This is a genomic window from Pedobacter ginsenosidimutans (assembly GCF_001442625.1).
Classification (GTDB): domain Bacteria; phylum Bacteroidota; class Bacteroidia; order Sphingobacteriales; family Sphingobacteriaceae; genus Pedobacter; species Pedobacter ginsenosidimutans.
The window spans coordinates 13,659-33,253 of sequence record NZ_LMZQ01000022.1 but is presented as its reverse complement, the minus strand read 5'-3'; the positions used below and the strand labels follow the sequence as shown (position 1 = coordinate 33,253).

The 19,595-nt window shown below is 39.6% G+C and carries 21 protein-coding genes; 16 read left to right on the top strand and 5 right to left on the bottom strand.

The features are described from left to right. Positions 1-14: 14 nt before the first annotated feature. The 3 genes from ASU31_RS27750 to ASU31_RS20595 are packed head-to-tail and all read left to right on the top strand — an operon-like array spanning position 15 to position 1,336. Positions 15-167, top strand: coding sequence for a hypothetical protein (locus tag ASU31_RS27750; protein ID WP_167346220.1), 153 nt, complete (start codon positions 15-17; stop codon positions 165-167). Positions 168-180: 13 nt separating this feature from the next. Further along, positions 181-381 (top strand): hypothetical protein, encoded by a 201-nt coding sequence (locus ASU31_RS20600; RefSeq protein WP_057934155.1) that lies wholly within the window; start codon positions 181-183, stop codon positions 379-381. Beyond that, positions 365-1,336: a sterol desaturase family protein gene (locus ASU31_RS20595; protein WP_245224576.1), complete on the top strand. Its 972-nt coding sequence runs from the start codon at positions 365-367 to the stop codon at positions 1,334-1,336. Before ASU31_RS20600 ends, ASU31_RS20595 begins: the two co-directional genes overlap by 17 nt. A gap of 253 nt (positions 1,337-1,589) precedes the next feature. Here ASU31_RS20595 and ASU31_RS20590 read toward each other — a convergent pair whose 3' ends face one another. Beyond that, entirely contained in the window at positions 1,590-3,353 is a 1,764-nt protein-coding gene (locus ASU31_RS20590; protein WP_245224575.1) for a helix-turn-helix transcriptional regulator, read from the bottom strand. A gap of 303 nt (positions 3,354-3,656) precedes the next feature. Between ASU31_RS20590 and ASU31_RS20585 the strand changes: the two genes are divergently transcribed. The 4 genes from ASU31_RS20585 to ASU31_RS20570 all read left to right on the top strand — a co-directional run bounded on the left by ASU31_RS20585 (position 3,657) and on the right by ASU31_RS20570 (position 5,810). After that, entirely contained in the window at positions 3,657-3,989 is a 333-nt protein-coding gene (locus tag ASU31_RS20585) for a magnetosome magnetite crystal formation protein family (RefSeq protein ID WP_057934153.1), read from the top strand. 22 nt (positions 3,990-4,011) lie between these two features. Further along, positions 4,012-4,488, top strand: coding sequence for a type VI secretion system tube protein TssD (gene tssD, locus ASU31_RS20580; protein ID WP_057934152.1), 477 nt, complete (start codon positions 4,012-4,014; stop codon positions 4,486-4,488). Positions 4,489-4,598: 110 nt separating this feature from the next. Next, on the top strand, positions 4,599-5,258 hold the full coding sequence (locus tag ASU31_RS20575; protein ID WP_245224574.1) for a suppressor of fused domain protein: 660 nt from the start codon (positions 4,599-4,601) through the stop codon (positions 5,256-5,258). A 24-nt stretch (positions 5,259-5,282) separates the two neighbouring features. Beyond that, positions 5,283-5,810 carry a hypothetical protein gene (locus ASU31_RS20570; protein WP_157258157.1) on the top strand — a complete coding sequence of 176 codons (528 nt, stop codon included), beginning with the start codon at positions 5,283-5,285 and terminating at the stop codon, positions 5,808-5,810. 41 nt (positions 5,811-5,851) lie between these two features. On the opposite strand, the gene ASU31_RS20565 is transcribed toward ASU31_RS20570, so the two are convergent. Beyond that, on the bottom strand, positions 5,852-7,663 hold the full coding sequence (locus ASU31_RS20565; protein WP_209435027.1) for a hypothetical protein: 1,812 nt from the start codon (positions 7,661-7,663) through the stop codon (positions 5,852-5,854). A 263-nt stretch (positions 7,664-7,926) separates the two neighbouring features. On the opposite strand from ASU31_RS20565, the gene ASU31_RS20560 reads away from it, so the two are divergent. The 4 genes from ASU31_RS20560 to ASU31_RS20545 are packed head-to-tail and all read left to right on the top strand — an operon-like array spanning position 7,927 to position 10,725. Beyond that, positions 7,927-8,256 (top strand): DUF4870 domain-containing protein, encoded by a 330-nt coding sequence (locus ASU31_RS20560; RefSeq protein ID WP_057934149.1) that lies wholly within the window; start codon positions 7,927-7,929, stop codon positions 8,254-8,256. Positions 8,257-8,266: 10 nt separating this feature from the next. Next, entirely contained in the window at positions 8,267-8,794 is a 528-nt protein-coding gene (locus tag ASU31_RS20555) for a hypothetical protein (RefSeq protein ID WP_057934148.1), read from the top strand. Between the two features lie 57 nt (positions 8,795-8,851). Further along, complete coding sequence (locus tag ASU31_RS20550; RefSeq protein ID WP_057934161.1) at positions 8,852-9,841, top strand: hypothetical protein; 990 nt, start codon at positions 8,852-8,854, stop codon at positions 9,839-9,841. Next, entirely contained in the window at positions 9,841-10,725 is an 885-nt protein-coding gene (locus tag ASU31_RS20545) for a hypothetical protein (protein WP_057934147.1), read from the top strand. Before ASU31_RS20550 ends, ASU31_RS20545 begins: the two co-directional genes overlap by 1 nt. 432 nt (positions 10,726-11,157) lie before the next feature. Here the strand turns inward: ASU31_RS20545 and ASU31_RS20540 are convergent, their stop codons facing one another. Then, the gene (locus ASU31_RS20540; RefSeq protein WP_057934146.1) at positions 11,158-11,841 is read right to left on the bottom strand and encodes an arylesterase; all 684 of its coding nucleotides are present in this window, start codon (positions 11,839-11,841) and stop codon (positions 11,158-11,160) included. Positions 11,842-11,945: 104 nt separating this feature from the next. Between ASU31_RS20540 and ASU31_RS20535 the strand changes: the two genes are divergently transcribed. After that, entirely contained in the window at positions 11,946-12,635 is a 690-nt protein-coding gene (locus tag ASU31_RS20535; RefSeq protein ID WP_057934160.1) for an ABC transporter ATP-binding protein, read from the top strand. After that, positions 12,628-15,162: an ABC transporter permease gene (locus ASU31_RS20530; protein WP_057934145.1), complete on the top strand. Its 2,535-nt coding sequence runs from the start codon at positions 12,628-12,630 to the stop codon at positions 15,160-15,162. The genes ASU31_RS20535 and ASU31_RS20530 overlap by 8 nt, the downstream gene beginning before the upstream one ends. Before the next feature lie 104 nt (positions 15,163-15,266). Here the strand turns inward: ASU31_RS20530 and hxlA are convergent, their stop codons facing one another. Both hxlA and hxlB read right to left on the bottom strand, forming a co-directional pair. Continuing rightward, a complete protein-coding gene (gene hxlA / locus ASU31_RS20525) occupies positions 15,267-15,899 on the bottom strand; it encodes a 3-hexulose-6-phosphate synthase (RefSeq protein WP_057934144.1) in 633 nt (210 codons plus the stop codon). Between the two features lie 31 nt (positions 15,900-15,930). Beyond that, entirely contained in the window at positions 15,931-16,560 is a 630-nt protein-coding gene (gene hxlB / locus ASU31_RS20520; protein WP_083505461.1) for a 6-phospho-3-hexuloisomerase, read from the bottom strand. A 205-nt stretch (positions 16,561-16,765) separates the two neighbouring features. Between hxlB and ASU31_RS20515 the strand changes: the two genes are divergently transcribed. From ASU31_RS20515 to ASU31_RS20505, 3 genes are all read left to right on the top strand, one after another. Continuing rightward, complete coding sequence (locus ASU31_RS20515) at positions 16,766-17,629, top strand: helix-turn-helix domain-containing protein (protein ID WP_057934143.1); 864 nt, start codon at positions 16,766-16,768, stop codon at positions 17,627-17,629. A 93-nt stretch (positions 17,630-17,722) separates the two neighbouring features. Continuing rightward, the gene (locus ASU31_RS20510; RefSeq protein WP_057934142.1) at positions 17,723-17,905 is read left to right on the top strand and encodes a hypothetical protein; all 183 of its coding nucleotides are present in this window, start codon (positions 17,723-17,725) and stop codon (positions 17,903-17,905) included. A 149-nt stretch (positions 17,906-18,054) separates the two neighbouring features. After that, positions 18,055-19,344 carry a gluconate:H+ symporter gene (locus tag ASU31_RS20505; RefSeq protein ID WP_057934141.1) on the top strand — a complete coding sequence of 430 codons (1,290 nt, stop codon included), beginning with the start codon at positions 18,055-18,057 and terminating at the stop codon, positions 19,342-19,344. Positions 19,345-19,595: the final 251 nt, after the last annotated feature.

Sequence of the window (19,595 nt, the reverse complement as noted above, 5' to 3'; positions counted from 1 at the left end):
AAAAAAGAAAAAAAATGACAGTATCAGACTTTAGCATCTTAGGGAAAAAGATATTGGTGGGCATTATTGTAACCCTGATCCCCTTTATCATCATTTTTGGTGGCCTCTACCTTACCCAGCGTTTACTTGGCGATAAGCCAGCACCACAAACCATTAACAAAAACTAAAATCCTATGAATCATGAAAATCGAAGAAAAAACCCGACAAAAAATCATTAGAAATGCGGTATTAAGCCTCTTCATCTATGTATTGCCCATTGTGTTAATGTTCGTTACGTTTTACATTACCGGCGATAGGCCCTGGTTAAAACAACAGCACAAACCTGAAAAAACTAAATCTGTAAACCCTAAAAATTCATCAAGCAATGGAACCAGTGATTAATTTTATCAAAAACATCATAGAAAACCTGAACGGTTTCGGTTTTCCCTTTTTAGTATTCTTTATTGGCGTACTCGAATTCTCTTTTGGACTATATAAAGGTAAGTGGCCAAAAAACGAACGTTTTGTTGACATTGCCTGCTTTACCCTGCCAAGATTGGTAATCAGGCCGGTTGTGGCCTACTATGGTCTAAAATTTTTACCAGCCGTACTGCCTGGCCTGAAGAATACCTTTGAGTGGGTTCCTTTCTTTTGGGGCTGCATCATTATTGCCATTGCCGATGATCTTACCCAGTATTGGTACCACAGGCTGCACCATGAAATTCCGTGGTTATGGCGTTTTCACCGTACCCACCATTCTGCATCATATATGGGGATGGCCATGGCCAGCAGACAGAATGCCATTTATACCCTGTTTTTTTCACAAACCTACTTAACCACAGCCCTGGTATATTTAGGACTTGGCATACCTGCCATTGTGGTAAGAGGAATTAAAGGTACCATTACCACCCTGGCTCACTCGAGCATTCCGTGGGATAAACCTTTTTACAAATACAAAATACTACATCCACTGGCCTGGGTACTCGAAAGAACAATTTCTACACCAGCTACCCACCATGCGCACCATGCGGCCACAACAGATGATGGCGTAGGTTATTACAAGGGCAACTTTGGCAATATGTTTTTCTTATGGGACATTATTTTTGGGACAGCTTTAATTACCCGCAAGTACCCTAAGGCTTATGGCATTTCGCATTACGAAGGCGATCAATGGTATGCACAATTGTTATGGCCTATTTTTAAGTCGAAAGTTGCTGGTAGTGAGTTGGCTAAAAACGGCCCTATGGTGAGAGTAGATGAAATTATACCTGCTAATCATACAGAAAAGAGAGATGAAGATACTTTTGAAGAAGAAGAATTTTATTACCAGCCTAAACCCACATTGGTAAAGAACTAATTTTAAGATCGGGGTTTTTAAACACAGATGCACACGGATTTTTATATCTGTGTGCATTCTTTTTATCTCCTGAAGATCGGACCTTCATCTGTGGTTAATTGTATTTACCTGCACAGAGGGCTTAATAATGATATTGGGCATGTTGCTTGGAAGGATTATCGTATGGAAAGCGTTTAATACAGTCAAAGTTCTTTACATACCATATATTTCCGATTCTCCACAGCGCGAAACAACTATATTACCAAAAGCACTATTAATGACCTAAATGCTGAAGAAACAGGTTAAGATCTTCGTCTTTTCCCAAGCCCAGTTTTTGTTTAATCCGGTAGCGGCTCATGCGCACGCTCTTGGGTTCGATGCCCAAACGGATGGAAACCTCTTTATTGGTCAAACCCATCAACATATATGAACAGTATTTTAAATCGAGCCGGGTTAATGTATGGTTTGCTTTCTCTTGCAGGCGTTCAAAAAAAGCAGGATTGGCGTCAAAAAAATCTATTTTATATTCTTCAAACTCTTTATCCATCCTTTTCTGTTGATTCACAATCCGTTTAATCTGTTCATCAAGTGAAAGATGGCTCTCACTATTTACCTTGCCCGATATGAGTTCCAGCAGCTCATTTTTTTCTTCAATCTGCAAATTACCGGCTAATACCTCTTTTTCCAACCGTTCCTGCCGTTCTTTAAGTAATGCTTGCTCGGCCTTTAACTGCAAAGCTTCGGCTTCTTTTAATTGTGCTTTTAGTTCTGCAGCATCCTTTTGCTGATCAATCAATTCCTGTTTCCTGACCGAGGCTTTGAGTTTATAGTTGTAGGAGATTAACAGGAAAAGTAAGGCTACTATCCCGGTAAGCCCCAAAATGATGTAGAAAACATTTAATTTTTTCGTGTAAGCACTTTGTTGATGGAGATATGCAATTTCCTGTTCTTTTTTTTCAGACTGATATTGTGCCTCAATCCTAACTGTGTTATTTATTTTCTCTTCGTCGAAAGCTTTTTTATAATTCGACACATATTCTTTGAGATAATTTAATGCTGCTGCATTATCTCCTTTTTTCTCAGCAATATTGGAGAGTCCCTGAAATATTCTGGACTTTGTGAGTGGCATTTTAACCACTCCATCTTCTGTTTTGCCCAAACCAGTTAATAATATTTTTTCAGCCTGGTCATAATTGCCATCCCGTAGGTAATATTCACTTTTTAACCCATAACAATTTAATAAAATCTCCTGTAAATTCGTTTTTGTGGCAATTTCAATCGCCTCATCCACATATTTTTCGGCGCTATCGCGATAGCTTGCCGGAAAGTACTGAAAATAGGTATTGGCAGTATTTAGCGCTACTGCGGCAGTATTGCTGTATACAAGCAAACGTCCTTCTTGTTTTTTAGAGAGCCAAAGCGATTTTTTGTAAACCTTTAAAGTCGAATCCAGCAGATTACGTTTTGTGGTATCTAGCTTAAAGCGATCAAAAAAGGTTTGTCCTAGAGTAAAATAAGCGTTATTCAACAGATCCACTTGCTGGCTTTTTACTGCCGTTAGATAACATAGATCGGCATATTTTTGTTGTTTAGATGGGTTGTTCCCATATCCATAAAAGCTGGCCAGGTAATGATATATGGTACTCTCATATTCGTAAGCATTTTCTCCCTTAAAAAAATCGAGTGCTTTAAACATTTTGGTGATGGATTTATCATTCTCATCATTAATAAGGTCTAACCACCCATTTCTAAACCAGACAAAACCTAAGGTAACCCTATCTTTCGTTTTCTTTGCATAGTACATGGCGCTATCAAGGCTTTGATAAGCATTTTTCATGTCTTTTTTCCAAACATATAAATGTACCAGGGTGGCATAGGCCATCGCTTTACTTTTCCCATCCTTTAGTTCCGCACTAACCCGAAGGGCCTGATCGGCCAATTGGAAAGATAGTGGAAGATTCTTTTCAAAATTGGCCTTAGCCAGCTTGCACAATATATTTACACGCAGCTCTTTGGTTGTACCTTTTTGTACAAGCAAATGGTTTAAGGAATCGAGATAGATTTTTTGGGCCTCTGCACTTTTAAAAAAAAGGAAAAGACAAATAAAGAGGCTTAATAAAGTTTTCAGTGGTAGCTGCATATTCAAAAATAGGAAAGAAACACTTTTGCAAAAGCAGAATTACAACAAATAAATGGGATATAGCGGTTTAAACGGCTTTTGTAGTCTCCTTGTAGACGCTATTTTAAAAACAGGTAGTTGCTGTGTAGCCTGCCTTTTCTTGGCTGACGGTTTAAACGCCCATAACTTTGAGTTATTCAATTCACCAAAAAATTTAATTACATGAAACAGAAAACAATGGCTATTGTAGCCTACATTACATTAATCGGTTGGATCATTTCTTACCTGGAGTTTAAAAAATCAGCAGAAAAAAGCAAACTGGTTAATTATCACCTCGGGCAATCGCTCGGACTGATCATCACGTCTATTCTTTTAAGCATTTTGAGCAGTGTTATTTTAGCGATTATTCCATCTTTAGGCGCTATTTTTTATCTCATTTTATTAATTCCGTTTGTATTGTTATTGCTTGGTATTATAGCGGCCAGCAACGAGCTGGAAAAACCTGTTCCACTCATCGGAAAAATATTCGAAGGAAAATTCAATTTCGCTTCTTAACATTAACCTAATAACAACCCTTATGAAAACCAAATGGTATAACAAAATCCTAATCATATTATTACTATTATGCAGTTTTAATGCATTTGCACAAAATGAGGCGAAGGCAGAAATTGAATTAAAATTAACGGATAAGACCACCAATACCAGCCATAGCTATAAGCTTTATGGTGCTAATTATTCATTAAACAATCCTTTTTATAACCAGGATGAAAGTAAATTAATTAATAATGGCAATTGTAGCATTAGTATAGAACTCGGTCAGATCCCTGACGAATTTTTACTTAAATGGATGGCAGGGCTACTTAAAAATACATCGGGCGTGATTACCATGGTTACGATTAACGACATAAAAAACCCACGCAAGATGACATTTACAGATGGAGAGCTTGCGGCTTCGTCTGAAAGTTTTTATGTTACCAGCGGCAGCACCTCTCCACAGATGAGCTTCTATGTGAAAACGCTGGCTATTGATGGCACTACGATATTTTCTCAATAAGCAGCGGCCAACAGCAGAAAAACGTGTTATGATAATCTCCTAACAATTGTTACAGGAATAATTGGCAAAATCTTTGAAAAGCAAATACATCACCTAAAATGTAAAAAATTATGATGAACCCCGAAATTTACAAACAACAGTTTACTGCAGACGATACACCTGGATGGCAGGCAATAGATGATCAATTGGAGAAGATATATGGTAATACGGAAGCACGTCATTACCCGCCATTATGCGGAATCCATTATGCAGCCGGTGGAACAGACCCGATAGATGGTGCCAGCATTTATGACAGCAGGCACCAAACTTTTCATCGGCACATGATCAGTTATGGCATGAGCGAACTGTATTTTAACGAAGAGAAAGCTGGCGGCGAATTTAGCAAATGGGGCTTTGAGTTTACATTTAGATTGGCGCCTTTTAAAGATGATGAAAATGATCCCATTTGGGCCATAAACGTAATGAACAACCTGGCTCGCTACGTATTTTCGAGCGGTAAATGGTTTGAAGAAAATCATTTTATCCCCGCAAATGGGCCAATAAGATTAAATACAGAAACAGAAATAACAGGCTTTGTTTTTGCCTTAGATCCCGAACTGGGAAAAATAGACACCCCTCATGGCGAAGTAAGCTTTTTACAATTGGTGGGCATTACCGATGCAGAAGTAGAAGATTTGAAAAAAAGCCCTACAATAGGTGCTGTACAAGAACTGATCGAAAAACTGAAAAAGGACAATCCGCTGTTGATTACAGATCTGACCAGAAAATAATTTAGAAATCCAGTATAAACTGTTATGATACCAAGAAATATCCTTTTAGTCATGTTGATTTTGATTGTTTCCTCTTGCCAGTCTAAAAAAGCAGTTCATTTAAAAACAGTCCTGGAGCAAAAGGAACGGGTTGTTTTCAATATCCTGCTGGGCAAAAACGGCCCTAATGAACAGAAACTGAAGTGCCTGATTGATGGCGATTTTAAATGCGCCCAGAAGGCAATAACCGAAGCGGAACAGGCATTCGATAAAATCATCAGTGAAATAAATGCACTGGAAACAGGAGATGTTAAATATGGCAACGAACTAAAATCGGCAACAAGCAACTATTATAAGGCTGTTAAAGAATCCGAAATTTTTGACCGCTTAGTTATTGCCCAGCAACAGATCAGCCAAGATAAAACAAATACTGAAAAAATACGGGATGCCGCAATACACCAACAAGGGCAATTATTAAGGAACAAGCTGGAGATGCGCAAAATAATCAGTAAAAAAGAACAGGTATTGGCCAAAGTACAACAACAGTTCAATTTGCTTAACCATTTGCACTAACCTGTTTTTCGCCCTAATAAACACTTAGAAAACCATAAGCTTTAGGCCATTTTCTGCAAAAATAAATTCAAATCCTCTTCTTTGTCAAGCCCCAGTTTTTGTTTAACGCGGTAGCGGCTCATGCGCACACTTTTGGCTTCGATATGCATCAGTTGAGCAATTTTCTTGGTATCCATCTTCAAATGCAGATAAGCGCAGAGTTTCAGATCGAGTGCAGTGAGTTTTTGTTGCGCTCTTTGATTTAACAGAGAGAAAAATTCCGGGTGCACCTGTTGGATCTGAAATTTTGCTTCCTCAAAATCGTTATCCAAAAGCAGTTCTTCATTCCAGATTTTATTAATATTCAGTTGATGGTTGTCATTAAATTTTTCTTTGATCTGAAAAAGCATCTCTTTTTTATGTTCCAGCTGCAATTGACTGGCCATTACTTCTTTCTGTAACTGCTGTTGTTGACTTTCCAATAATTGCTGTTCAGCTTTCAACCTTGCCTGCTCTTCTTTTTCGAATTTCATCTGCAATTCAGCATCCTGTTTTTCCAAATGCAGCTGTTTTTCGCGCTGTAACGAATATCTTAACCTGAAATGGTAAGACCTGAACATGAATATTAGCCCCAACAGCGAAGCAATCGCAATACCAATGTACAGGTACTTTTGCTGCTGGGCATATTTTTCGCTCTGTTTTAACAGCTTCACCTCATTGTTTTTTTTTTCAGTTTCGTACTGTACTTCTAGTTTTTGAGCATTTAAGGCCTGCTTCTGATCAAAAAGTTTGCTATTGTATGCTGTTGCCTTTTTCTGAAACTCAAGTGCCTTTCCGTAATTGCCATTTTGCTCATAAAAGCTGGATAATGCTGTTACAATATTGATCAGCGTGTAATAATATGGTGCTTGCTGGTCTTTCATCATACTGTAAGCCTCCTGTAAATACCCTTCAGTCATGGCCGTATTTTTATCTCTTTTGGCATATTCGCTCAAAATACCCAAACTGCTCGCCCTAACCTCTTCTCCATTTAGCACTCCTCTCATTACTTCATTGGCCATGCTTGCATACCGAATGGCATTTGTTTTCGCAGCCTGATCCGTATCAGGAAAGTATTTCAAATAATAATCTGCACTATTAATACAAGCCATAGCGTATGTTTTTCTGGCAACGTATTGAGGGTACTGTTTATAAAGATCTTGTACTTTATTTAAGTAGTAAATAATGCTATCCCGCTGTAATTCTCTTTTAGTTGCTGCAAAATTGTAATCAGCAGCTACAGACAGTGCAATATAACAGTTACTCAATAGGTTATAGTCGGTAGTTTTAAGTGCACTTTCAGTGGCCTTTTGAGCATATCTATTTACATTTTTCACATTGTCCCACCTCGTATTCAGTGCATATAACTGGTAATATATTTTAGCAGTAAGATAAGGATCGTATTTTTTCTCCAACATTTTAAGCCCCATCTGGCAATACTTAGTTACCAATTCGTTATTGTCGATAGCATTGTAAAATAAAGCTTGCGCGTAATAAGCATAAGCCAGGGCAATAGGCTGTTTTGCCTGTTGCCCAACAGATAAAGTGGTATCATTCGTTTTTTTCAACAAAGCAAACTGCTTCGTATTTGCATAAACATTAACCAGCATGGCATATGCTTTTGTGGCTTCGGTAAAGTTTTTGAGTTTTATTGCCAAACTTACACTTTGTTGTGCCTTTACAGTTGCGGCTCCATAGTTTGCATTAGTCCTATATCTTTCTGCCAACTGTGTAAGCAGGGCTGGTTTATCCTTGTCACTTAAATTATCGAGCGCTGTACTATCCAATAAGCTTTGCGCCTGGGCCGTATAACAACCTATAACGATCCAAATCAAGAGTAATATGTTTTTAAAAACCAGATGCTTCATATCGTAAAATTAGCATAAAGATTGGAGCTTGGGTAAAGTTGTAGACAAAAGCTGAAAACAACCAAAAAACGTAAAACACTAACTAACAATAACTTAAAAATATCTGTAGATGTATTGTAGACGCTTTTAAAAAATACAGTAGATGTTCTGTAGGCGGCAAGTTCTTTTAAAGAATGATGATTAACCCCAAATTTGACCTAAATAATTTTTTAATCTAAAAAACAGAAATCATGGACAACAAAACCCTTTCAATCATTTCTTACATCACCCTTATCGGTTGGTTAGTAGCTTATTTTATGGGAAAAGATAAAGCTGACACCTTGCTTAAATATCACTTAAGACAGTCGCTAGGTCTGGCTATTGTAAGTATCATTTTCAACATAGCATTTACCATCGTTGCCAGTATAGTACCTAGTTTATCTTTCTTGGGATTTGTTGGTTATGCATTTATCATTCTTTGGATTATGGGTATTATCAATGCGGCCAATGGTGCATTAAAGCCTGTTCCGCTTATTGGTAAATGGTTCGAAGACAAATCTTCATTTGTTGGTAAATACTAAAAAGAAGTTTATGCGCCTCAACATCAAAAATGTCATGCTAATGGTGATGGTCTCGACCATCACCGCATGCAACCTTACCGTAAATACCCCCGAAGAATATTTTGACCAGGCAGCCTTAAATGCCAATGATATATCGCGTTTTGGCACTTATTATTTTGAAGGCTATCAAGAATACATTAAAAACGTATCTGGTCCTGGCAAAGTTACCGGTTGCGAAGAATACCTGAAAAATTCGATTGCCAGGGCCGAAAAGAATTTAGAGAAAGTAAAAAAACTGCGGCCAACTCCAGAAACAAAACCTATGCTGGATGCTTCAATAATACTGCATAACTATGTTTTAACGAGTTACAAGGAGAAACATCTCAAAATAGCCAAAATGATAGATAAACATGAGCCCGAGGAAAACATTAACGAGGCCTTAACTGAACTCGATACCAAGCCCTATGACGCATTTATTGAGAAATACAATAAGTTGTGGAAACTTGCCGACAAGTACGCTAAGGACAATAACATTGCAGTAGAAAAGATGCCTTTTTAGTAGTTATTTATCCAGTTGCTCAATAATTCAATCAATCAAAACCTCAACCAGATAACCATGAGAAAAGGACTTTCGATATTCTGGATACTTTACATGTTGTTTTTTGCCATTCCTTTCCCGATGTTGTTATATTACAACATTAAGAGCCACAACATGCCAAACCTGATGGAAAGAAACCCATGGCTATCGTTAAGTCTGGTAGCGGTTTCTATATTATTGTGGATTATTCTCTTAATAGGCTATTACCGCAAATGGGTAATCCGTACTTTTTCGATAAAGCGCAACATAGAAAAACTCAAAAATACCGGTGAGCCGCGTGAGGCCAAAATTATAGAGGCTGCAAAAGTATCAAAACCTAACGCGGCTTATGATACCTATGAACTCACACTTCAGTTTAAAAACCTGTCAGGTAGTGAAATCAGGCAAAAAACCACAATAAATGATTCAAAACCTTACGAACGCCGCTATGAGGTTGGTAAAACCGTGGGCATACTGTTGGATAAGGAGGCAAACAAAGTCCCTTATCTCATTTTCACCAGTACAGAAGTGAGCATAAACAAAACCATAGTAGCGTTGGTTAACTTGGGTTGGCTCGCTTTTACCTGTATCATTGCCGGCTATTTTGTTTATTCTTATTACTCAGAAAGCGAAGGCATGGGCTGGCGTTTTATGAGCATAGGCCATCCGTTATTGGTTTGCCCCGCAGCACTTCTTTTTTACCGGATTTTAGGCGCCATTATCAACAGCAAACTTTTGGGTAAGCCAAATGAATTGTTCCTGATCAAATTTAAAGGTATCCGGACAACTGCCAGGTTGATTAAGGTCAGCCAGACCGGAACCTTTATTAATGAACAGCCAATGATTAATTTTGAGCTGGAATTTACCGATCAATACAACCAAAAACATAAGGCAAACCTAAAAAAGATTGTTGACCTGCTCGATCTGGACATAACCAAACAGGAACATGTATCCATTTTTTACCTCAAAGAAAATCCACAGAAAATTGCCCTTGAAAAAGACCTGAACGAAGTTAAAGGAGAATTCTGATGAAAAACTTAAACAACATTTCCAGCCTGATCATAATGTCTTGCCTCTTGTGTTTGAGCTGCAAACAGGTCACAAAAAGTGTAGATGAAACCTTTCATCCAAACGATTCTTTGGTTAGAAAATATAACAAAGAAAACGATATTGGATCAGATGGAGAACATACCGGGACCACCAAAACAACGACGAGAACTTCTACACATCATCAGGAGAAATTTATAGTGATAAACGGCGATACGGTTAAAACACCAGAACTTCAGGACAAGGCAAAAGAACTTTTTCATGATCTGGAATTGTTGAAACAAAAGCAAACGCCAGCAGGTAGCAAGGAAATTCAAAAAAGGGTAAATGAATTTTTAAAGGATATGAACCTGCCTCAGCCAGGGTCAAAAAACAGCAATACAGAAAAACCAACAGCTAAAGCCAGGAAAGGAATGTTAAGTGCTTCACAATTAGCAAAGGCAGAAGAGAAACTAAGGCAGCTGCCACAATACCGTGATAGAGAAATTCTGATATATGAATCTGTACACTTTTATGAAGATGGTTCCATTAAACTCGCCTTACAGCATCCCGAAAACCCTAAATATGTAGATGCATACCAATACAAAGATGGTTATTGGTCTGAACCAAAACCTATACAGGCCAGAAATATCGAGCGCAGGACCTTTCCTTTAAGTAGAATAAATTTTGCAGATGCACAAAAAGTAATGCAGATTTATAACGATAGAGCCGCTCAGGTTGAAGGTGCAAAACCCACCACCTCAGCCTATATTTCAATTTGGGATGATGGCATGCGTTGGTTCCCATCAACCATTAACGGCAGCCGCGTGCGCTACGATATTCAGTTTAACAATGATGGAACGCTAAAAAGTTTCAGGCAAGAGTGAAAAAAATGTAGTTGTTTATTTGTCGTCTTATAAAATCGTCACCCTGACCTGTAGCGCAGCGGAAAGCTACGAAGTAAACCGAGCCTTAAGCGAGCTCACCGCAGGTAGTTAAGGCTTGACATTTCAGTCTCGCATCAAGTCGGATATAATTATTAAAGATTAAAGCAAAAGCTTTCGACTGCAGCATTCCAAAGAAACTCCTTCGGAGGAGAAATCTTAACCTTTCGGGAACATGGTTCAAAGATCGCTCCGCTCCGCGTTGCTTCGGTCGAGATGACGATTTTTCTATCAGCGTTTACCAACGGTAGTTTATCTCAGGATCTTAATTTCCTCTGTGCCTTTTCTTTGCGACCTCTGTGGTTAAAAGATTGGAAATGTAAGATAGAGAATGGAATTAATTGTTCAGATTAACTGTGGTTAAAACTGTATAAACTACAACAAATCCTTCAATACTACCCATACGTTTTCGGTAAGAATCTTATCTCCTTCGGCAGTTGGATGTATACCATCGGCCTGGTTTAATGTCGGAACACCACCTACCTTATCCAATAAAAAGGGGATCAGGGCCATTTGGTTTTTCTTTGCCAGATCAGGAAACATGTTTTTAAAGTCGGCAGCATATTTGGCCCCCATATTTGGCGGCACCTGCATCCCCGCCAATACCATTTTAGCATCAGGGTATTTAGCTTTTACCCGATCAATAATCGCCTGAAGGTTTTTAATCGTTTGCGATACAGGCAACCCACGCAGTCCATCATTAGCGCCAAGTTCGAGTACAAAAACATCCACACGTTGTTTAAGTAACCAATCAATCCGTCCTTTTCCACCGGCAGATGTTTCGCCACTTAAACCACCATTAATTACTTTGTAAGGCATTTGTAAAGAATCGATCCGATTTTGGATCAATGCCGGGTAAGCTTCAGTTGGATCTAGCCCATAACCTGCGGTTAAACTGGTCCCAAAAAAGAGGATATTCTTCTGCTCAGAAGGCACGGTAGCCGTTTTTTGGTCAGTCGAATCTAAAGTTTTATCGGTATTGCTTTTATTTTCGCGGTTTCCGCAGCTTAGTAGTACAAGGCTCAAAACAAATAGCCCCATTAATCGTTTTCGTAACATATCTAAGTAATCTATATCTAATTATTGTTTAAACCATTATCTTAACAGGCATTGCCTCGTTATGTTTGGCCACAATCTATACGCAAACCCTAAAAATTCAGCTATTGGAAAGCATATTGAACATCCGAAATGTAAGCAAAATTTATCAAAGTGCCGGACGGGAACTCACCGTTTTGGATAACATTAATTTTTCGATAACAGCTGGCTCAACGGTAGCCATAACAGGTCCTTCAGGAAGCGGAAAAACAACCTTACTTGGTTTATGTGCCGGATTGGACAGGGCCAGTAGCGGAACGGTTGAACTGAATGGCATTGCCTTAGAGAAATTGAATGAAGATGAAAGGGCAGCGATCAGAAATCAATATGTGGGTTTCATTTTTCAGAACTTTCAACTGTTGCCCACTCTAACTGCACTCGAAAATGTAATGGTACCTTTAGAATTGAGAGGAGCAAAAAACATCCGTGCGCATGCGCTGGAACTGCTGGATAAAGTTGGCCTTGCCGACCGTTCGCATCACTATCCTGTACAATTATCAGGTGGTGAGCAACAGCGCGTTTCGCTGGCAAGGGCATTTTCGAACCAACCTGCTATTCTTTTTGCAGATGAACCCACCGGAAACCTTGATGCAGAAACCAGTGAAAAAGTGATCAAATTGCTTTTTGATTTAAATAAAGATGCCGGAACCACACTGATCATCGTAACACACGATCTTGAATTGGCTGCCAGAACAGCAAGGAGCATTAAAATTAAAGGCGGTGTAATCATTTCAGACGAAAATCCTACTTATGCCTAATAGCCTCCCAAAACAATCCATTAAGTTTTCATGGCTGTTTAAAATGGCCTGGCGTGATAGCAGGAAAAACCGTGCGCGTTTATTGCTCTTTATCTCATCCATTGTTTTGGGCATTGCAGCCCTCGTTGCAGTTTATTCGTTTAAAGATAACCTGCAAAAGGATATCGATGCACAGGCAAAAGAACTTACAGGAGCCGATCTGGTTTTAGATAGCCGGAAAGGTGTAAGCAAAGCGATGCAAAAAATGCTCGATACACTAGGCGATGAACGATCGCAGGAGAAAACCTTTGCTTCGATGATCTATTTCCAGAAAGGTGGGGGCAGCCGTTTGGTACAGATGAAAGCACTGGAAGGGAATTACCCCTATTATGGTGCAATAGAGAGCATTCCTTTAGCCGCAGCAAAACATTTTCAATCGGGAAGAAATGCATTGGTAGATCAAACTCTGATGCTGCAGTTTAATGCTAAAGTTGGCGATTCGGTAAAAATCGGCGATCTCAATTTCAACATACTGGGCACTTTAACCAAAGCCCCGGGCCAAACCGGTATTGGTGCAAGTATTGCCCCTACGGTTTATATTCCACTAAAAACCCTCGATAAAACAAATCTGATTAAAACCGGAAGCCGGATCAACAATAAATTTTATTTCAGGTACAATGATCCTTCCAAAATAGATGAATGGGTAAAAAAGCAGGATAGCAAATTAGAAAAAGAAGGTTTCGATGCCGATACGGTTGAATCGAGAAAAGAACAGACCGGAAGATCATTTAAAGATGTAAACCGTTTTCTTGCCCTTTCGGGTTTTATTGCTTTGCTGCTGGGTTGTGTTGGTGTAGGTAGCGCTATCCATGTGTATATCCAGGAAAAGTTAAGCGCGATTGCTACGCTGAGGTGTTTAGGGCTAAAATCGCGTCATGCATTTTTAATTTACCTTATCCAGGTCTTTTTTATTGGCTTAATTGCCGCTGTTTTAGGCGCAGCCTTAGGCACGGGTATACAATTTTTGCTTCCACTGGTACTAAAAGATTTTTTACCTGTGGAGATCACCATGCAGGTTTCGTGGCCCGCTGTTGGTCAGGGGCTGTTACTTGGCCTGATCATCTCGATCCTCTTTGCCCTTCCCTCACTCCTATCCGTTAGAAGAATTTCGCCATTAAATGCCATCCGCATATCTTTCGAAAAAGCAACTGGAAAAAGAGATCCGCTAACCTGGTTGGTGTATCTGCTTATGGCGGTTTTTATTACGGCTTTTACGCACTTGCAGATGAAAACATGGATACAAACGCTGGCTTTTACTGCAAGTATTGCCATTGCTTTTGTGCTGTTGATCATACTGTCTAAACTGTTGATGTTCCTGGTGAGAAAACTCTTGCCCAATTCATCCAGTTATTTATGGCGACAGGGTTTTGCTAACCTTTACCGGCCAAATAACCAAACCCTGATGCTTACCGTTTCTATAGGCTTATCAACTGCATTTATCTGTACCCTGTTTTTTGTTCAGGGGATATTAATGAGTCGCGTTACGCTTTCATCAGGCGCTAACCAGCCCAATATGGTGATGTTCGATATCCAGAACACGCAAAAAGAAGGATTAGACAGTTTAACCAAAGCTTTCAAATTACCGCTAATGAACCGGGTGCCTGTAATTACCATGCGCATTGAAGAAATTAACGGGAAGAAAGCCAGTGCAGATACCAATAACAGAAGGGCTTATCGCAACGAAATCAGGGCTACCTACCAGGATACTTTAACTGCAGCAGAGAAAATTACAGCAGGCAAATGGACCGGAAAAATAAAACCAAATGAAACGGTTTATATTTCACTGGATCAGCGTTATGCCCAGCAGATTCATGTTGAGCTAAATGATAAAATCCTTTTTAATGTGCAGGGTATGATGATCCCAACGGTTGTTGGAAGTTTGAGGGAAGTAAACTGGAGCAGGATGCAGACCAATTTCAGGGTTGTTTTTCCGGCAGGCGTATTAGAAGAAGCACCACAGTTTCATGTGTTGATGACCAGGGTACCATCGGGCGAAGTTTCAGCCCGTTTTCAGGGAGAAGTGGTGCAAAAATTTCCAAATGTTTCGGTCATCGATTTAGATCTGGTATTAAAACTCTTAGATGAGCTATTAAGCAAAATCGGTTTTGTGATTCAGTTCATGGCTGGCTTTAGCATGGTTACCGGTTGGATTGTTTTAATATCTTCGGTATTAACCAGTAAAAACCAGCGGATAAAAGAAAGTATTTTGTTGCGGACCATGGGTGCTAGCCGAAAGCAGATTTTAGCAATAAACGCAATTGAATATTTCTTTTTAGGTGCTTTTGCCGCAGGTGCCGGATTAATTTTAGCCATCAGCGGAAGCTGGGCATTGGCTAAATTCACTTTCGATGCAGCCTTTGTGCCTCCATTTGTACCAACCTTATTGTTATTCGCCTCAATTGTACTACTCGTGGTAATTACGGGTGTACTAAGCACAAGAAGCATCCTGAACCAACCACCATTAAAGATATTGAGAACGGAGAGTTAACTTATGGTAGGGCAATCTAATAAATAGACCCTATCATTAGTATAGTAAAATATAATCTGTTAGCATAAACCAAGGGCCTATGCTAACAGATTATCCACTAATAACTATGCAGCATCAATTGCTTCGCGAAGCGCTTTTGCCGCAGCAGCAGGATCTTCAGCACCATAAATTGCAGCACCTGCAACGGCAACTATAGCACCTGCCTGTATAACTGCAGAAACGTTATCAATATTTACCCCACCAGCAATAGAAACCGGAACTCCAGCTCTTGCAGCCTCATCAATAAGCACTTGAATAGAATAACCGGCCGTCCACTGTTCATCTAAACCTGCGTGTAGTTCTACAAATTCAACACCTAATGCAGTAACCTCTTGTGCTCTTTTAACGCGGTCAGGATAACCAATGGTATCTACCACTACTCCTTTTCCATGCGCTTTTGCAGCTTTAACAGCACCAATAATCGTTGCATTTCCTGCAGCCCCCATTACGGTAACCAAATCAGCTCCTGCTTTAAATGCGATATCAGCCTCTAATTCGCCCGCGTCTGCGGTTTTTAAATCTGCAAAAACCAGTTTATCAGGGTGTGCAGCTTTCATTGCGGTAATTACTGTAGAACCCATATTCTTGATCAGCGGAGTGCCCAATTCAATAATATCTACGTATGGGGCTACTTTTGCTGCCAATGCTAAGGCTTCTTCAGTTGTTAATAAATCTATTGCTACTTGTAATTTTGCCATGATTCTATTTTATTTATATTATAATTAATTGTTATTCAAGATTGGCGTGTCTCTTCCATAATGTTTCTGCTGCTTGCCCGCTCAGTTTCCAAAGCGATTGAAAAACGGCATCGTTAAGTAAAAGCAAAAACTGCTCGAACAGGCTTCCTGCATACTGGGTAGATATTTTTGCACTGTGGTCTTCTTTTTCTGCTGCCGGTACCAGTACCACATGGCTGGCCAGTTTTGCCAATAACGATCCGGCATTTGTAGTAATGGCTACAACTTCCGCACCTACCGCTTTTGATTTTTCTGCCGCCCTTACAATCGATCCGGTTGATCCTGAACCCGAGGCAGCAATTAATAAATCGCCGGCTTCAATTGCCGGACTTATGGTATCGCCGACATAATAAACAGTAAGTCCAAGATGCATTAAACGCATTGCTGCCGATTGCATGGCAAAACCCGAACGGCCTGCCGCAGTAATAAAAATCCGTTTTGCCTGCTGAATGTGATATACAAAAGGGATCAACTGGTCTAATTCCATCTGTCTGGCCAATCGGGTATTCTCCTCAATAATCTTATCCAGGTTCATTTGCAGATCCCAGGCCAGCTGCTGGTTATCAAGGCTATCTATCGCTAACTGGCTATCTGTATTTTCTACTGGTGCTTTCAAATCCATTTTACACGCGCTGTTTATTTGCCCAAAGGTATGACAGCTCTTTACAAGCATGGTTATACATTTAGCCACTTATATGGGACAATCAGGAAACATATCACGGCAAAAGTCATCCATTAGCCATATTAAAAGCACTGTTTCCGAATAGTCCACCAGAATTATCTGTTAATCCAACCGATAAAAAATTAAGTGTTTAACTTTAACCATCATGAGTTTATTACCCGAAGCAACACATCTGGAAAAATCCATTATCTATATCCGCGATCTGAGCAATTGCCCGCCTAGCTATCTTAATGATCCGGGCAGAAAAGAGTTCTTCGAAATCGTTTGGTTAAAAAATGAAGAACCCTTACACGCACTGCAAGCATCAGAATTCGACAGTAAAGGAGACTGGATTTACCTCATCCCACCCTACCGTGTGCACCAGCTTAACAAAGCCGGTAAAAATGGTGTATTAATCTCTTTTAAAAGATCTGTTCTCGAAGGGGAAGAAAAAGAATTCCTCCTCGATCTGTTTAAGATCTTTAATGTTCAGGGCGAATTTTCCTGTTTAAGGCTAAATCAGGAAACGGCTGCTGAGCTCAGCAATATTTACAAATTAATTGAGGATGAATACCAGAAGGCAGGCAATACTTTTATCATTACCAAAGCACTGCTGAAGGTATTTTTATTAAAACTGATCCAGGTAAAAGAACACGAATTTACCAGCCATGATGTACAGCAAAAAAGAGTCTACGAATTTTTGATGTTACTCGAAAGCAATTACCAGCAGGTTAGGAACACCGATTTCTATGCCGGTAAAATCGGCATCAGTTCCAAAAGGTTAAATCAGATTTTAAAAGAAAAACTAAACAAAACAGGAATGCAGATCATCCACGATCGCATCATCCTGGAGGCAAAAAGGAAAATCATCCATAGTGCACATACCATCAAAGAAATTGCATACGAACTGGGTTTTTCAGACCGGCCTTATTTTAGCCGTTTCTTTAAAAAACAGACAGGCCAAACGCCCGAAGAATTTCAAAAAGAGGCAAGAAACCACATCGAATCAAAATTTAATACGCTGGTCTAAATGATTATAGGTTCTGAATTTGATTTTAATCAGGCAGTTCCTGTTAAGTTTTTCTTTTATGCAGCTTTTGGCAAATTATAATACTTTTACATCATGATCAGATTAAACAGTGATACACCAAGCGATATTCTTCAGGATGTGAAAATCGGCGATATGGTAACCGATACCTTTAGCAAAACCGGCCTCGTTGAAAATATAGAAATTAGTGATGATGGCCTGTACCGGGTTTATGAGTTTCATCTCGTTACCGGCAGAACCATTACCGTTAAAAAGTAAAAAGCGCTAAAAATGAAAAATTAACCACGACCTGTCCCGACTTTCGGGAGATAAAAAGGATAGACACAGATAATTATTAAAATCAGTGTTTATCTGCGTGCATCTGTGGTAAAAGCTACATTTAATCACATTACCTAAACCCTAACCAAATGTCATTATTTATTCTACTCTTCGGCATCCTGTTGCTTTTCGTGCTAATCTTGAAAAAGATCAACCCAATGATTGCCCTAATTGCTGTGGCAATTATTACAGGCCTTTTATTGGGCATGCCTGCCACAAAGGTAATGACCTCTATCAGCAATGGTATAGGTAGCACGCTGGGCAGTATGGTAATGGTTTTGGCACTCGGTGCGATGATGGGCAAATTAATTGAAGATAGCGGATCGGCAAAAAAGATTGTTTTCATATTAATTGGAGCTTTTGGCAAAAAGAATATTCAATGGGCCGTACTGTTAACTGGTTTATTGGTGGGGATTCCTTTGTTTTACAATGCAGGCTTTGTGGTATTAATCCCTTTGGTTTTTGCCATTTCAGCCACAACAGGATTATCAAAATTATACATCGGCATCCCGATGGCCACAGCTCTTTCGGTAACACATGGTTTTTTACCGCCCCACCCTGGTCCCGTTGCTTTAGCTGGCATTTTCCATGCCGATATTGGTAAAACATTAATTTACGGTTTAACTTTAAGCGTACCTATTGCGGTTATTGCCGGAATCTATTTTCCACGATTGATTCTCAAACGCGATCAATCGGTAACTGTTCAGCACTTTAGCATCGACGAAGAAGAAAACCTTCCTTCTGCTTCAAGGAGTTTCATTACTGCATTGCTCCCGGTATTTTTAATCATCGCCGGAACCATAGGAAGCAGCTTCAAAATAGATTATATCGGCAAGCCGCTGTTTATATTTTTAGCCGATCCTACTGCTGCCTTATTAATTTCGGTTATTATTGCTTTAGCGGTTCAGAAAACTTCCATTACAAAAGCAATGGAATCGTGCGCCGAGGGTGTTAAAAGTATTGCCATGATTATTCTCATTATTGCAGCAGGAGGCGCCTTTAAACAGATTCTGATTGATAGTGGTATGGGCGAAACCGTAAAACAGCTTACTGGTGGTCTAAATTTATCGCCATTATTACTCACATGGTTAATCACCGCATCGCTTAGGGTAACCCTGGGATCAGCAACAGTGGCCGCGCTAACCGCTTCAGGTATGGTACTCCCTTTAATAGGGCCCGGAACACCTCCAGAATTAATGGTATTATCGGTCGGTGCAGGGAGTTTAATGTTTTCTCATGTAAACGACACAGGTTTCTGGATGTTTAAAGAATATTTTAACCTCAGCCTAAAAGAAACTTTTAGCACCTGGACCATGATGGAAAGCCTGGTTTCTGTTCTAGGGCTTGTTGGGGTGTTAGTGCTTAATCAGTTTGTGTAAGGGGAAAATAGAGTTGTAAACTTTTAATAGCCATATCGTTGGTAAGTTGACCACTCTTATCAAACGCTTATTCTCCATTACACTTGCTCCAATCAGCAATGACGACCTATCCCTTGTATTATTTTTTGGAAAGCAATTGCATGAGCTTTTAGGATTAAAACAATCCGGCTCCGGTCGGGTTTAGGAGGCCTAAATAGTACTGCTATCCAAGGTAAATCAAACCCGACCGACAGCGTTATTTCGTCCTTCAC

Coding starts and splice junctions, on each gene's coding strand:
- ASU31_RS20570 (WP_157258157.1), top strand. CDS start 5,283: ATGATACCAAGAAATATCCTTTTAGTCATGTTGATTTTGATTGTTTCC.
- ASU31_RS20595 (WP_245224576.1), top strand. CDS start 365: ATGGAACCAGTGATTAATTTTATCAAAAACATCATAGAAAACCTGAAC.
- ASU31_RS20600 (WP_057934155.1), top strand. CDS start 181: ATGAAAATCGAAGAAAAAACCCGACAAAAAATCATTAGAAATGCGGTA.
- ASU31_RS20530 (WP_057934145.1), top strand. CDS start 12,628: ATGCCTAATAGCCTCCCAAAACAATCCATTAAGTTTTCATGGCTGTTT.
- ASU31_RS20575 (WP_245224574.1), top strand. CDS start 4,599: ATGATGAACCCCGAAATTTACAAACAACAGTTTACTGCAGACGATACA.
- ASU31_RS20585 (WP_057934153.1), top strand. CDS start 3,657: ATGAAACAGAAAACAATGGCTATTGTAGCCTACATTACATTAATCGGT.
- ASU31_RS27750 (WP_167346220.1), top strand. CDS start 15: ATGACAGTATCAGACTTTAGCATCTTAGGGAAAAAGATATTGGTGGGC.
- hxlA (WP_057934144.1), bottom strand. CDS start 15,899: ATGGCAAAATTACAAGTAGCAATAGATTTATTAACAACTGAAGAAGCC.
- ASU31_RS20540 (WP_057934146.1), bottom strand. CDS start 11,841: ATGTTACGAAAACGATTAATGGGGCTATTTGTTTTGAGCCTTGTACTA.
- ASU31_RS20560 (WP_057934149.1), top strand. CDS start 7,927: ATGGACAACAAAACCCTTTCAATCATTTCTTACATCACCCTTATCGGT.
- ASU31_RS20545 (WP_057934147.1), top strand. CDS start 9,841: ATGAAAAACTTAAACAACATTTCCAGCCTGATCATAATGTCTTGCCTC.
- tssD (WP_057934152.1), top strand. CDS start 4,012: ATGAAAACCAAATGGTATAACAAAATCCTAATCATATTATTACTATTA.
- ASU31_RS20555 (WP_057934148.1), top strand. CDS start 8,267: ATGCGCCTCAACATCAAAAATGTCATGCTAATGGTGATGGTCTCGACC.
- ASU31_RS20515 (WP_057934143.1), top strand. CDS start 16,766: ATGAGTTTATTACCCGAAGCAACACATCTGGAAAAATCCATTATCTAT.
- ASU31_RS20550 (WP_057934161.1), top strand. CDS start 8,852: ATGAGAAAAGGACTTTCGATATTCTGGATACTTTACATGTTGTTTTTT.
- ASU31_RS20510 (WP_057934142.1), top strand. CDS start 17,723: ATGATCAGATTAAACAGTGATACACCAAGCGATATTCTTCAGGATGTG.
- hxlB (WP_083505461.1), bottom strand. CDS start 16,560: ATGGATTTGAAAGCACCAGTAGAAAATACAGATAGCCAGTTAGCGATA.
- ASU31_RS20505 (WP_057934141.1), top strand. CDS start 18,055: ATGTCATTATTTATTCTACTCTTCGGCATCCTGTTGCTTTTCGTGCTA.